This window comes from Burkholderia sp. AU39826 (assembly GCF_020419965.1).
Lineage (GTDB): Bacteria > Pseudomonadota > Gammaproteobacteria > Burkholderiales > Burkholderiaceae > Burkholderia > Burkholderia semiarida.
In genome coordinates this window covers 45,326-59,853 of sequence record NZ_JAIZQG010000002.1, presented here as the reverse complement: position 1 = coordinate 59,853, position 14,528 = coordinate 45,326, and the positions used below count along the sequence as shown (strand labels likewise).

The window sequence follows — 14,528 nt, the reverse complement described above, 5'->3', positions numbered from 1 at the left end:
CCATTCATCGAAAAGACAGCGAGGAGTCCATCATGTCCCAGCAACGTTCCATCACGACCGCCGCCCTGCGCCAGTGGCGCGTGCCCCTCACCGCCTTTGCCGCGGCGTGCCTGCTGGCCGCCTGCGGCGGCGGCGGCGTCAGCTCGCCGCCGACCAGCAGCAACGACAACAACAACCCGAGCACGAGCGGCACGCCGGGCACGAGCGGCACCAGCGGCTCGTCGACCGGCACCAAGGGCGTCATCAGCACGGTCGGCCAGACGGCCAGCGACCTCGGCAGCACGGTCGGCAACATCAGCCTGCCGGGCCTCGGCGACGGCGTGACGAAGGGCGTCGGCAGCACACTGTCCAGCACCGGCACGATCGTCGGCGCGGCAGCCGACGCGGTGAGCAACGGGCTCGGGCAGATCGGCTCGACGAAGGACCCGGTCGGCACCACGGTGGCCGGTCTCGGCAACGTCGTCGGTGCGACCAGCAACACGGTGTCCGGCCTGAGCTCGACGGTCAAGGCGCTGGGCACGGGCCCGCTGGCACCACTCGCACCGGTCACGACGCCGGTCGGCACCGTGCTGGACACGGTCGCCAACGGCCTGACGGCCGCCGGCACGACGATCGGCTCGACGCTGTCGTCGGGCGCCGTGCAGCAGGTCACGCAGCCGATCAGCTCGGCGATCACGCCGCTCGTGATCACCGCCGGCCAGGTCACGCAGCAGGTCGGCACGACGACCGGCCTCGGCCAACCCGTGTCGGGCCTGCTCGGTCAGATCGGCGGCGCCATCAGCTCGGCCGGCAAGCAGGTCGGCGCAACGTCGAGCCAGCCGCTCGTCGGCGACGTCGGCCAGCTCGTGACCGCGGTCGGCAATACCGTGACCAACGCCGGCGGCCTCGTCAATCCGAACGGCCCGAACGGCGCGGCACCGATTCCCGGCCTGATCACGAGCCTCGTCGGCGGCTCGACGGCGACCGTCCAGAGCGGCTCGTCATCGGGTTCCGGTTCGACGAACCCGCTCGGCGGCCTGTTGTCGGGTCTCGGCTCGACGCCGCTCGGCTCGCTCACGGGCGCGCTCGGTGGTGCAACGGGCGGCTCGGGCAGCGGCCCGCTCGCACCGGTCACGGGCCTCGTCTCGACGGTCACCGGCGCGCTCGGCGGCGCAACGGGTGGCGCAGGCAGTGCAAACCCTCTCGCGCCCGTCACCGGTTTGCTGAATACTGTCACCGGAGCAGTGGGCGGTGCGGCAGGGTCCGGGGGCTCGAGCCCGCTCGCGCCGGTCACGTCGCTGGTCGGCAGCGTGTCGGGTACGGCATCGTCCGGCAGCGGTTCGACGGGCCTGCTGGCGCCGGTCACGGGGTTGCTGGGTACGCTGGGTAGCGTCGGCAAGTAAGGAGGACGGTCGCGTCATCGCAGCCGGAGCGAATGGCGCGGCCGTACCAACACGCCCGGCATGGCGGCACGCGGCGCGCGACACCCAGGTGTCGCGTGCCGGCATTACAAAGAAGACGAAAAGCAAGGCCTACGAGGAAGAACAATGAAATCCAGACTCGACAGATGGATGATGCTGCTCGCCATCGCGGCAGCAGGCACGGCACAGGCACAAACGCGCGTCGGCGGTAACCCGCTCGACTCCCTCCCCCAGATCAACGCACCGAAGACGGGCCCGAACGTCACCGTTCAGGTCGCGCCGCAGGCCCCGCAATTGCAGGAGCTGCTGTCGCGGCACCTGACGCCGAAGACGTTCCAGGTCGAAGGCGTGAAGTCGATACCGTTCGAGGAAATCACGCGCCGCTTCACGCCGCTCGTCGGCAAGGACATCACGATCGGCGAGCTGATCGAAACCGCCAACGGCGTGACGAAGCTGTATCAGGAACGCGGCTACGCGCTGTCGTTCGCGTTCGTTCCCGCGCAGACGTTCGAGAACGGCGTCGTGCGCATCACGGTGGTCGAAGGCTATGTGTCGGACGTCAAGGTCACCGGCAAACCCGGCGCGATGGAACCGAAGATTCGCGCGATTGCCGCGAACATCACGGCCGATCGTCCGCTGCGCCGGGCGACGTTCGAGCGCTACGTGAACACGTTCGGCCTGCTGCCCGGCCTCACGGTGAAAGCGAACGTCCCGCCGCCTCAAACCACCGACGGCGCGACGACGCTCGAGCTCGCAGTCGATCGCAAGCCATTCAACGTCAGCACGGGGGTCGACTTCAACCACCCGGGCGTCCAGGGCCTCATCACCGCGACCGAAAACGGCCTTACGCGGTTCGGCGAGCAGTTGAGCATCTCGGCGCTCGCACCGCCGGGACGCGACAAGCAGACCTACTTCGCGTTCAGCGGCGCGCTGCCGGTCGGCAGCAGCGGCCTGATCACGCGCCTCGATGCGAGCACGTATCGCGGCAAGCCGACCGACAACCCCGGCCTGCCGTCGTCAGTCGAGCGCACGGTCAAGAACGAGAAACTCGGTCTTTCGGCATCCTATCCGATCTTGCTGAACAACCAGCGCAGCCTGCTCGGCACCGTGTCTGGCTATGCGTCGCACAACGAAGATCGTTACCAGAGCAAGATCAACGGCAACAGCATCGACACGCGCTCGCAAGTCCGCGTGCTGCAGATGCAGCTCGACTACACGAGTGTCCAGCCGAAACAGGTGCAGAAGCTGAGCGTCAACGTCGCGAAGGGCTTCAATATCCTCGGCGCATCGAAAGCGCAGGACATTACCGTCGGCACGACGACGACCTCGGTGGACAGCCCGATCTCGCTGACTTTCGTTCGCACCGGTGCGACCTTCACGCAGACGAACGAATGGCCGTTCCGGATCGGCACGTCGGTTTCGCTGACCGGGCAATACAGTCCCGACTCGCTGCCGACGTCCGAACAGATCTCGTTCGGCTCGACCCGTTACGCGCTCGGTTACCAGCCGGGCGAAACGTCGGGCGACTCGGGCTGGGGGATGTCGCTGGAGGTCAACCGCGGCTTCACGCCGGGCTGGACGTATCTGAAATCGATCACGCCGTACATCGCGTACGACATGGCCCGCGTGTATCTGCACGCGGGCACGCCATCGCCGAACCGCATGTCGTCGGTCGCCGTCGGCGTGCGACTCACGGACAGCCGCTACTACAGCCTCGATCTGAACGTCGCCAAACCGGTGGGCGATGCGCCGGTCGAAAGCGCGTCACGCAGCCCGCGCATCAACGCCGCGTTCTCGTATCAGCTCAACTGATCGGTCACCCAAGCCACGAAACGGCCGGCGCCATGCCGGCGGTTTCGATTAGAGTCCCCTCTATCAAACGTGGCGTGCTGTTTCACGTATTCTGGCGAAGCTCGCAACATGCCCGCCCCATGCAGACGGTCGTGCGAGCGAATCGAACAGACATGCAAAACAAGGAGGAAGACAATGATTCAACTGAACCGCCCATTGCGTGCAATCGCCATCGCCGGCGCCCTGCTCGCGTGCGCAGCGCCCACGTTCGCGCAGGCCGACAGCCCGATCGGCATGTGGCAGACGATCGACGACAACACCCATCAACCGAAGGCACTGGTACAGATTGCCGAGGACGGCGACGGCTCGCTGACGGGCAAGGTCGTCAAGGGACTCGGCGCGAACGATACACCCGATCGTCGCTGCACCGCGTGCACGGACGAGCGCAAGGATCAGCTCATCAAGGGCATGACGATCATCAAGGCGATGAAGAAGGACGGCGACCACTGGGACGGCGGCAACATCCTCGACCCGGAGAACGGCAAGGTCTACAAGTGCAAGATGACGCTTGAAGACGGCGGCCAGAAGCTCGTGGTGCGCGGCTACATCGGCGTGTCGCTGCTGGGCCGGTCACAAACCTGGGTTCGCCAGCAATAACGCGGTACGCGCCCGAACGCGCGATTAGCACGGCTCAATAAAAAATCGGCCTGCGACGACGTCGCCAGGCCGATTGCTTTTGGTGCGCGCACAACGGAAACCGATGGCCATCACGCTGCGTGCTTCATCGCATCCGGTGCATAGCTGCCCGGTGCGCGATATGCGGGCGCCGCGTTGCTGCGCGCCTGCGCCGCCTTCGATTGCGTGTGCTTGCGCATCCGCGCGGACAGTTCATTGCAAAGATTCATGCCGGCGTCGCCATAGAGCTCGCGCATCACGTTCATCAACGTGCCCGTTTCGTGCCATACCTTGAAGCGGCGATGACATGTTTGATACGACGGGTAACGGCGCGGCATGGCCGACCACGTTGCGCCGCTGTAGATCACCCACAGCACACCGTTCAGCACGGCGCGCGTATTGGCTAACGGCCGGCCGCGCAACTCGGTGCGCGGCTGCATTTCGGGCAGAAGCGGCGCGACGCAGCGCCATTCGTGGTCGGTCAAATCGCGATACGGTGTCATGGACATCTCCAGCCTTAATAACCATGACACCACAATATCGGCTCACCTCAACGATGAATATAAGACAAATCCGAAAATACCCGAAGATTGACGAAATTTAACCGAAATTGATGTTTAAACCCCGCCACTTTCCCGACCGGCAACCGGTTCAGGTCAACGACGTATCGACGATACGGCGCGGCGTTTCGAGATACTCCTTCGACTGCATCTCGACGATGCGCGAGACCGTACGCGCGAATTCGTTGGCCATCGGGCCTTCGACGTACAACGCCTCGGCCGGCACCGCCGCGGACATCAGCAGCTTGACCTTGTGATCGTACAGCACGTCGATGAGCCACGTGAAGCGGCGCGCTTCGGACGCCATCCGCGGCGACATCTGCGGCACCTCGGACAGCACGATCGCATGGAAGCGGCTCGCCAGTTCGAGGTAATCGTTCTGCGAACGCGGGCCGCCGCACAACGTCGCGAAATCGAACCACACGACACCGTCCGCCTTGCGCAGCGCCTTGAGCTCACGCTTCTCGATATGCAGGATCGGGCTCTCGTCGGGCACGGCCGCGAGCTTGCCGAATGCATGGCGCAATTCGCGATCGGCGTCCGCGCCGAGCGGCGTGTGATACATCTTCACCTGCGCGAGCGTGCGCTGGCGATAGTCGACGCCCGCATCGACGTTGAGCACGTCGAGCTTCTCCTTGATCAGCGCGATCGCCGGCAGCATGCGGTCGCGATGCAGGCCGTCCGGATACAGGTCGTCGGGATCGTAATTGGACGTCATCACGAACTGCACGCCGTTGTTGAACAGGCGATCGAGCAGCCGGTACAGGATCATCGCGTCGGCGATGTCCGATACGTGGAACTCGTCGAAGCAGATCAGCCGATAGCGCTTCGCGATGCGTCGTGCGAGTTCGTCGAGCGGATCGGCCTGCCCTTTCAACTCCTCGAGCTCGCGGTGCACTTCGCGCATGAATTCGTGGAAATGCAGGCGCGTCTTGCGCTGCACGGGCACCACCGCGTAGAAGCTGTCCATCAGGAAGCTTTTGCCGCGGCCGACACCGCCCCACATGTAGACGCCGCGCGGGAGATCCGGATGATTGATCAGCTTCTTGAACGCGTTCGAGCGGCGCGCCTTGTACTCGACCCATTCGTCGAAACAGCGCTGCAGGCGATCGACGGCCGCGCGCTGAGCGGGATCGGACTGATAGCCGCGCGTGGTCAGCTCGCGCGTGTAGTATTCGGTGACGTTCATCGGGCAAACCGGAAAGAACGAAGGCGAGCGGGAAACCCCGCCCGCCTTCGTCATGAGACGGCTGCGCCGGCCGACGGCCGGCAGGCGCTACGCCGTGCTCAGCTGTTCAGCGAGCGCTTGTCGACGGCGAGCGCCGCTTCGCGCATCACTTCCGACATCGACGGGTGCGGATGGCAGATGCGGGCGATGTCTTCCGACGCCGCCTTGAATTCCATCGCCACCACGGCTTCCGCGATCAGGTCCGACGCGTTCGCGGCGATCACGTGCACGCCGAGCAGTTCGTCGGTCTTCGCATCCGCGATCATCTTCACGAAGCCGTCCGGCGCGTTCATGCCGAGCGCGCGGCCGTTGATCGAGAACGGGAACTTGCCCGTCTTGATCTCGCGGCCTTCCGCCTTCAGTTGCTGCTCCGTCTTGCCGACCCATGCGATTTCCGGGTACGTGTAGATCACCCACGGAATGCAGTTGTAGTCGATGTGCGGCTTCTGGCCGTCGATCACTTCCGCGACCAGCACGCCTTCGTCTTCCGCCTTGTGCGCGAGCATCGGGCCGCGCACCACGTCGCCGATCGCGTAGACGTTCGGCACGGCCGTACGGCAGTGGTCGTCCACATCGATGAAGCCGCGCTCGTTCGCCTTCAGGCCGATGGCCTCGAGGCCGAGGTTGTCGGTGTTCGGCACGCGGCCGACCGACACGATCAGGCGGTCGGCGTCGAGCGTCTGCGCATTGCCGTCCTTGTCCGTGTAGGCGATCGACACACCGTTCGCGGTCGTCTTCACGTCACCGATCTTAACGCCGAGATGGATGTCGAGGCCCTGCTTCTTGAACAGCTTGGCCGCTTCCTTCGCGAGCGCTTCGTCGGCTGCGCCGAGGAATGCCGGCAGCGCTTCGAGCACCGTCACTTCGGCGCCCAGGCGGCGCCACACCGAGCCGAGCTCGAGGCCGATCACGCCTGCGCCGATCACGGCGAGCTTCTTCGGCACCGAGTCGAACGTCAACGCGCCTTCGTTGTCCGACACGATCTTGTTGTCGACCGGAATGCCCGGCAGATGACGCGCCTTCGAGCCCGTCGCGATGATCACGTTCTTCGCGGTGACGACTTCGGCTTCGCCCTCGCCGCTCACTTCGATCTGCACGCCGGCATCGGTCTTGCCGGTGAACTTGCCATGGCCCTTCAGCCAGGTGATCTTGTTCTTCTTGAACAGGAACTCGATCCCGCTCGTCATCTTCTCGACGATCGCATCCTTGCGGCCGAGCATCTTCGCGACGTCGATCTTCACGCCGTCGACGGTGATGCCGTGGTCGGCCAGGTGATGCGACGTGTTCTCGAACTCTTCCGACGAAGCCAGCAGCGCCTTCGACGGGATGCAGCCGACGTTCAGGCAGGTGCCGCCGAGCTTCAGCGCGCCGGCCGGGTTCTTCCACTTCTCGATACAGGCAACGGTCTTGCCGAGCTGCGCGGCGCGAATCGCGGCGATGTAGCCGCCAGGGCCGGCGCCGATCACGACGACGTCAAATTCCTTGGACATGACAATCCTTTCTACTTGTACGCCTGCACGTTCGCGCGTGGGCGCGAACGTGCAGAACGGGTCGATGCAGTGAGACTCGGCTTACAGGTCGAGCAGCAGGCGTGCCGGATCTTCCAGCGCGTCCTTCATCGCGACGAGCGACAGCACGGCTTCGCGGCCGTCGATGATGCGGTGGTCGTACGACAGCGCGAGGTAGTTGATCGGGCGGATCACGATCTGGCCGTTTTCGACGACCGGGCGCTCCTTCGTCGCGTGCACGCCGAGGATGGCCGACTGCGGCGGGTTGATGATCGGGGTCGACAGCATCGAGCCGAACACACCGCCGTTCGAGATCGAGAACGTACCGCCCGTCATTTCCTCGATCGACAGCTTGCCGTCCTTCGCCTTCTGGCCGAATTCGGCGATCTTCTTCTCGATCTCGGCGAGGCTCAACTGATCCGCGTTGCGCAGGATCGGCACGACCAGGCCGCGCGGCGAACCGACCGCGATACCGATGTCGAAGTAGCCGTGGTAGACGATGTCGTTGCCGTCGATCGACGCGTTCACCAGCGGGAACTTCTTCAGTGCATGGACGGCCGCCTTCACGAAGAACGACATGAAGCCGAGCTTCACGCCATGTTCCTTCTCGAACTTGTCCTTGTACTTGTTACGCAGCTCCATGACCGGAGCCATGTTCACTTCGTTGAACGTCGTCAGGATCGCGTTGGTCTGCTGCGACTCGAGCAAACGCTCGGCGATACGCGCACGCAGGCGCGACATCGGCACGCGCTGTTCCGGACGGTCGTTCAGCCAGGTCGCTGCCGACGCCGGCACCTTCACTTCCGGCAGCGACGGCTTCGTGGCGGCGGTCTTCGCCGGTGCGGCGGCCGGAGCAGCCTTCGGTGCGCTGCCTGCCGCCAGCGCGTCGCCCTTCGTGACGCGGCCGTCGCGGCCCGAACCCGCGACGTCGCCCGTCGACAGGCCCTTCTCGGCCAGCAGCTTGGCCGCGGCCGGCGACGCAGCCGCCGAGCTCGATGCGGTAGCGGCGGCCGGTTGCGCAGCCGGTGCGGCCGCGGCGGGCGCGGCCGCCGGCTTGACTTCGGCGGCGCCTGCCGCGGCTTCGGCGGCACCTGCCTTCGCTTCGGTGTCGATCGTCGCGATCACCTGATCGGCGACCACCGTGTCACCGTCGTTCTGCAGCACTTGCGCGAGCACGCCCGCCGCCGGCGCCGGCACTTCGAGGACGACCTTGTCGGTCTCGAGTTCGATCAGGATTTCGTCCTGCGCGACTGCTTCGCCCGGCTTTTTCTTCCACTGCAGCATGGTGGCTTCCGACACCGACTCCGACAGCTGGGGGACTTTGACTTCTACGATAGCCATGTGATTTTCCTGGATGCTTAATCTGGGGTATGACGAGGTTCGTGCGATTCCTTCGGCCGGTGCGGCGCGCCACGCGCCGGCGGGCCAAAAGGAACGGGAAAGCGCCGTGCGCCTTCCCGTTTCGCTTGACGTCGGTTATTTCGCGATCGATGCGCTCTTCAGGCGGCCGAATGCACCTTCGATCAGGGCCTTCTGCTGCTCGTAGTGCTTCGCGTAGTAGCCAACCGCCGGCGAGGCCGAAGCCGGACGTCCGCTGTACGCCAGCTTCTGCCCTTCCTTCATGCCTTCCTTCAGGTGGTGCTCGACGTAGAACCAGGGGCCCTGGTTCTGCGGCTCGTCCTGCACCCAGACCACTTCAGTCGCGTTCTCGTACTTCTTCATTTCGGCTTCGAACTGCTTGTGCGCGAACGGATACAGCTGCTCGATACGGATGATCGCGACGTCGTTCGCCTTCGCTTCGCGGCGGTGCGCGACGAGGTCGTAGTACACGCGGCCCGAGCACACCAGCACGCGCTTGACCTTCTTCGCGTCGATGCCGCCGTCGATTTCGCCCAGCACCGGCTGGAACGAGCCCTTCGCGAGTTCCGACAGGTCCGACACCGCTTCCTTGTGGCGCAGCAGCGACTTCGGCGTCGCGACGATCAGCGGCTTGCGGAACAGGCGGATCATCTGGCGGCGCAGCAGATGGAAAATCTGCGCCGGCGTCGTCGGCTGGACGACCTGCATGTTGTGATCGGCACACAGCTGCAGGAAACGCTCGATACGCGTGGACGAGTGTTCCGGACCCTGGCCTTCGTAGCCGTGCGGCAGCAGCATCGTGAGACCCGACACGCGGCCCCACTTCACTTCGCCCGACGAGATGAACTGGTCGATCACGACCTGCGCGCCGTTGACGAAGTCGCCGAACTGCGCTTCCCACAGCACGAGCGTGTTCGGCTCGGCGGTCGAGTAACCGTATTCGAAGCCCAGCACCGCTTCTTCCGACAGCACCGAGTCGATCACCGTGAACTTCGCCTGGCCTTCGGCGATGTTCTGCAGCGGCACGTACGTGCCGTCGTTCCAGCGCTCGCGGTTCTGGTCGTGCAGCACCGCGTGACGGTGCGTGAACGTGCCGCGGCCCGAGTCCTGGCCCGTCAGGCGCACCGAGTAGCCCGATGCGACGAGCGACGCGAACGCGAGATGCTCGGCCATGCCCCAGTCGAGCGGCTGGTCGCCGCGCGCCATGTTGCGGCGGTCGTTGATCACGCGCTCGACGAGCGGGTGAACCTTGAAGTTTTCCGGGACCGTCGTGATGCGTTCGCCCAGGCGCTTCAGTTCGGCGAGCGGCACGGCCGTATCGGCTGCGTCCGTCCACTTGCGGTTCAGGAACGGCACCCAGTCGACCGCGTACTTGCTCTTGTAGTTCGACAGGACCGGGTCGACGGTATGGTGGCCGTCGTCCATCGCCTTGCGGTACGCCTTCACGTAGTTGTCGGCGTCTTCGGCGGTGATCACGCCCTGCTGCACGAGCTTCTCGGCGTACAGCGCACGGGTGCCCGGGTGCTGCGCGATCTTCTTGTACATCAGCGGCTGCGTGACGGCCGGCGTGTCCTGCTCGTTGTGACCCAGCTTGCGGAAGCAGACGATGTCGATCACGACATCCTTGTGGAACTGCATCCGGTAGTCGATCGCGATCTGGATCGCGAGCACGACGGCTTCCGGATCGTCGCCGTTCACGTGCAGCACCGGCGCTTCGATCATCTTGACGACGTCGGTACAGTACAGCGTCGAGCGCGCGTCGCGCGGGTCGGACGTCGTGAAGCCGATCTGGTTGTTGATGACGATGTGCAGCGTGCCGTGCGTGCCGTAACCGCGCGTCTGCGCGAGGTTCAGCGTTTCCATCACGACGCCCTGGCCGGCGAAGGCCGCGTCACCGTGGATCTGCACCGGCAGCACTTGCAGGCCGTCCTCGTCGCCGCGGCGGTCCATCCGCGCCTTCGCGGAACCTTCGACCACCGGGTTCACGATTTCGAGGTGCGACGGGTTGAACGCGAGCGACAGGTGGACCGGGCCGCCTTCCGTCGACACGTCCGACGAGAAGCCCTTGTGGTACTTCACGTCGCCGGCCGGCAGGTCGTCGACGTGCTTGCCTTCGAATTCGGCGAACAGGTCGGCCGGCATCTTGCCCAGCGTGTTGACGAGCACGTTCAGACGGCCGCGGTGCGCCATGCCGATGATGATTTCCTGCACGCCGCTCTTGCCCGCGTGCTGGACGACTTCGTCCATCGCCGCGATGAAGCTTTCGCCGCCTTCGAGCGAGAAGCGCTTCTGGCCGACGTACTTGGTGTGCAGGTAGCGCTCGAGGCCTTCGGCGGCCGTCAGGCGATTCAGGATGTGCTTCTTCTTGTCGGCCGAGAACGACGGCGTCGCGCGGGTCGACTCCAGGCGCTCCTGCCACCAGCGCTTCTGTTCCGGATCGCTGATGTACATGTACTCGGCGCCGATCGTGCCGCAGTACGTGTCGCGCAGACCCTTGACGATGTCGCGCAGCGAGGCCTGGTCGAAACCGAAGTACAGGTTGCTTGCGCTGTACGTCTGGTCGAGATCGCCCTCGGAGAAGTCGTAGAAAGCCGGTTCGAGCTCGGGGATGGCGGGACGTTCGCGGCGCTTCAGCGGATCGAGATTGGCCCATTGCGAGCCGAGGAAGCGGTAGGCGCTGATCAGCGACTGGACGTGCACCTGCTTGCGTGCGGTCGCGAGGTTGCTGGTGCTTTCGCGCGGGATGAAGGCATTGGCCTTCGCACGCTCGGCGAACGATTCGACGATCGGGAAGTGAGCGACGTCATTGGCGTTCGAGCCGTCCGTTGCAGGCACGTTCTGCAGCGCGTCGAAATACTCTCGCCAGTTCTCCGGCACCGACGCCGGATTGTTGAGGTATGCATCGTACAGTTCTTCAACGTACGAAGCATTGCCGCCGAACAGATAAGAGTTCAGCTGAAACTGCTTCATTACATCTGACATTTTACGCTCACCTTTCTTCGAGCTTCTCGAGAAATAGCGGGTTACTCAACCTTCCGCGACACGGCCTGACCGTTTAGCGGATTGCGAATCAAGTCTTGCTTGGAAGGACCTAAAACTTGCGTGCGCGCAGCATATCACAGAACCGATACCGGAGTTCGCGGCGAAATGTGCGTGAAAGCACCGCGCGACGGGGTTTTGCCGGATTGCGGCGGCCCGCGGGAACAGTGTTTTGCAGGCAACCCGGCTCAACGATGCGCGGATGCGAAAAAGGCTGCCCGAAGGCAGCCTTTTCGTCGTGCTCGGGAACGGTCGATGCTCAGTCGACCGCGCCTTCGCGGCTCGCGCGGCGACGCTCGTGCTCCTTCAGGAAGCGCTTGCGCAGGCGGATCGACTGCGGCGTCACTTCGACGAGTTCGTCGTCGTCGATGAATTCGACCGCGTATTCCAGCGACATCTGGACCGGCGGCACGAGACGCACGGCTTCGTCGGTACCCGACGCACGCACGTTGGTCAGCTGCTTGCCCTTGATCGGGTTCACGACGAGGTCGTTGTCGCGGCTGTGGATGCCGATGATCATGCCCTCATACAGCGCGTCGCCCGGCTTCACGAACATGCGGCCGCGATCCTGCAGCTTCCACAGTGCGTAGGCGACCGCTGCGCCGTCGTCCTGCGAGATCAGCACGCCGTTGCGGCGCTCGAACACCGAGCCTTCCTTGACCGGCGCGTACGAGTCGAAGATGTGGCTCATCAGGCCCGTGCCGCGCGTGAGCGTCAGGAATTCGCTCTGGAAGCCGATCAGGCCGCGTGCCGAGATCTTGTATTCCAGACGCGTACGGCCGCGGCCGTCCGACGCCATGTCCAGCATTTCGCCCTTGCGGCGGCCAAGCTCTTCCATCACGCCGCCCTGGTGTTCGTCTTCGACGTCGACCGTCAGCAGCTCGTACGGCTCGTGCCGCACGCCGTCGATCTCCTGCATCACCACGCGCGGACGCGACACGGCCAGCTCGTAGCCTTCGCGACGCATGTTTTCGACGAGAATCGTCAGATGGAGCTCGCCGCGGCCCGACACTTCGAACACCGTTTCGTCGCCGGTATCCTTCACGCGCAGCGCGACGTTGTGGTTCAGTTCCTTCATCAGGCGGTCGCGGATCTGGCGGCTCGTCACGAACTTGCCTTCGCGGCCGGCGAGCGGCGACGAGTTGACGAGGAAGTTCATCGTCAGCGTCGGCTCGTCGACGGTGATCATCGGCAGCGCTTCCGGCGTGTCGACCGCGCAGATCGTCGCGCCGATGCCGACGTCTTCAATGCCGTTGATCAGCACGATGTCGCCCGCTTCGGCCGACTCGACCTGCACGCGCTCCAGGCCCTTGAACGACAGCACCTGGTTGATCTTGCGGTTCAGCACCTCGCCTTCCGGGCCGAAGCGCATCACGACCGGCTGGCCCGGCTTGATGCGGCCGCGCGTGATGCGGCCGACGCCGATCCGGCCGACGTACGTCGAATAGTCGAGCGACGTGATCTGGAGCTGCAGCGGGGCTTCCGGATCGGCCGGGCGAACCGGCACGTGCGCGAGGATCGCTTCGAACAGCGGGCGCATGTCGCCTTCGCGCGTGGCCGGATCGAGCGACGCATAGCCGTTCAGGCCCGACGCGTAGACGATCGGGAAGTCGAGCTGCTCTTCGGTCGCGCCGAGCTTGTCGAACAGGTCGAAGGTCTGGTTGATCACCCAGTCGATCCGCGCGCCCGGACGATCGATCTTGTTGACGACGACGATCGGCTTCAGGCCGAGCGCGAGCGCCTTCTTCGTGACGAAGCGCGTCTGCGGCATCGGGCCTTCGACCGCGTCGACGAGCAGCAGCACCGAGTCGACCATCGACAGCACGCGCTCGACTTCGCCGCCGAAGTCCGCGTGCCCCGGCGTGTCGACGATGTTGATGTGCGTGCCTTCGTACTCGACCGCGCAGTTCTTCGCGAGAATCGTGATCCCGCGCTCTTTTTCGATGTCGTTCGAGTCCATCACCCGCTCCGCAATCTGCTGGTTCTCGCGGAAGGTGCCGGACTGGCGGAGCAGTTGGTCGACGAGCGTGGTCTTGCCGTGGTCGACGTGGGCGATGATGGCGATATTGCGAAGGGCGCGAGTCATAGAAACCTGGAAATCGTTTGAACGCGCAAACGCGCGCGCTCGTGTTTTTCACGGGCGCGCGCGTTGCAGCTTGGAAAGCCTCAAATTATAGCACGTGCGCGTGTCGAGAGCCGATCCGCCCGTTGCAATGCAGCAAAACGGTAGCGCCGCGCGGCGCTACCGAACTGCTCAAAGGTCCGGCGCACCGGCACCGTGCGGCGAAGAAACCTTACCCGGACAAGGGACTCTCGCGGGACACAGCACGCGTTTTGCCGTTCGATTAACATTTGCCGCGGCAAGCAATTGTGCCTATACTGCTGCCTAGTCAACTATTGCAGCTTCAGGGTTTTATGTCGGATTCTTCTACCCCACCGCCCGTTTCGCCGCTGTCTACGTATCAGATGAACGATAGCGTCGGTTATCTGATGTCCCGCGTGAAGTCGGTGATGACCAACCTCGTCACGCAGCGCACGCAGGAAGAACTCGGCATCACGGGCACGCAGGCGAGCATGCTGTTCATGATCGCGGTCGGCAAGTGCTCGACGGCCGCCGAACTCGCGCGCGAATACGGGATCGACGCCAGCGCGGTCACGCGCCTGCTCGACCGGGTCGAGAAACGCGGCCTGCTGTCGCGTGTGCGCAGCATCGAGGATCGTCGCGTCGTGCGCCTCGAGCTCACCGACGAAGGCCGCGCGCTGGCCGAACGGCTGCCGCCCATTTTCCGCAGCGTGCTCGACCAGGTGCTGGACGGGTTTACGCCAGAAGAAGTCGGGTTCCTGAAGAGCATGCTGCGCCGCATTCTCAGCAACTATTGCGAGACGGCCGGCGGTAGCGTCACGTAATAGTTGCCATAACAATTACTTTTGACAGATTAATGTAAGGAAATCCTTGCAGTGTCCATCA

At 64.5% G+C, this 14,528-nt stretch carries 10 protein-coding genes; 4 read left to right on the top strand and 6 right to left on the bottom strand.

The window, feature by feature from the left end; translation table 11 throughout:
- The first annotated feature begins 32 nt into the window (after positions 1–32).
- From LGM42_RS05170 to LGM42_RS05160, 3 genes are all read left to right on the top strand, one after another.
- Positions 33–1,382 (top strand): collagen-like triple helix repeat-containing protein, encoded by a 1,350-nt coding sequence (locus LGM42_RS05170; protein ID WP_226231725.1) that lies wholly within the window; start codon positions 33–35, stop codon positions 1,380–1,382.
- A gap of 144 nt (positions 1,383–1,526) precedes the next feature.
- Complete coding sequence (locus LGM42_RS05165; RefSeq protein WP_060318285.1) at positions 1,527–3,212, top strand: ShlB/FhaC/HecB family hemolysin secretion/activation protein; 1,686 nt, start codon at positions 1,527–1,529, stop codon at positions 3,210–3,212.
- 174 nt (positions 3,213–3,386) lie between these two features.
- Positions 3,387–3,848 carry a DUF2147 domain-containing protein gene (locus LGM42_RS05160; RefSeq protein WP_226231724.1) on the top strand — a complete coding sequence of 154 codons (462 nt, stop codon included), beginning with the start codon at positions 3,387–3,389 and terminating at the stop codon, positions 3,846–3,848.
- 110 nt (positions 3,849–3,958) lie between these two features.
- Here LGM42_RS05160 and LGM42_RS05155 read toward each other — a convergent pair whose 3' ends face one another.
- The 6 genes from LGM42_RS05155 to typA all read right to left on the bottom strand — a co-directional run bounded on the left by LGM42_RS05155 (position 3,959) and on the right by typA (position 13,646).
- Entirely contained in the window at positions 3,959–4,369 is a 411-nt protein-coding gene (locus LGM42_RS05155) for a transposase (RefSeq protein ID WP_059575747.1), read from the bottom strand.
- Between the two features lie 148 nt (positions 4,370–4,517).
- Complete coding sequence (zapE, locus tag LGM42_RS05150; RefSeq protein WP_059575749.1) at positions 4,518–5,615, bottom strand: cell division protein ZapE; 1,098 nt, start codon at positions 5,613–5,615, stop codon at positions 4,518–4,520.
- A 98-nt stretch (positions 5,616–5,713) separates the two neighbouring features.
- Complete coding sequence (gene lpdA, locus LGM42_RS05145) at positions 5,714–7,144, bottom strand: dihydrolipoyl dehydrogenase (RefSeq protein WP_059575751.1); 1,431 nt, start codon at positions 7,142–7,144, stop codon at positions 5,714–5,716.
- Between the two features lie 81 nt (positions 7,145–7,225).
- Positions 7,226–8,503: a 2-oxoglutarate dehydrogenase complex dihydrolipoyllysine-residue succinyltransferase gene (gene odhB, locus LGM42_RS05140; RefSeq protein ID WP_226231723.1), complete on the bottom strand. Its 1,278-nt coding sequence runs from the start codon at positions 8,501–8,503 to the stop codon at positions 7,226–7,228.
- Between the two features lie 135 nt (positions 8,504–8,638).
- Entirely contained in the window at positions 8,639–11,503 is a 2,865-nt protein-coding gene (locus tag LGM42_RS05135) for a 2-oxoglutarate dehydrogenase E1 component (RefSeq protein ID WP_059575755.1), read from the bottom strand.
- A gap of 316 nt (positions 11,504–11,819) precedes the next feature.
- Positions 11,820–13,646, bottom strand: a complete 1,827-nt coding sequence (gene typA / locus LGM42_RS05130) for a translational GTPase TypA (protein ID WP_059575756.1) — start codon at positions 13,644–13,646, stop codon at positions 11,820–11,822.
- A 329-nt stretch (positions 13,647–13,975) separates the two neighbouring features.
- Between typA and LGM42_RS05125 the strand changes: the two genes are divergently transcribed.
- Positions 13,976–14,467 (top strand): MarR family winged helix-turn-helix transcriptional regulator, encoded by a 492-nt coding sequence (locus LGM42_RS05125; RefSeq protein WP_059575757.1) that lies wholly within the window; start codon positions 13,976–13,978, stop codon positions 14,465–14,467.
- The last annotated feature ends 61 nt before the right edge of the window (positions 14,468–14,528 follow it).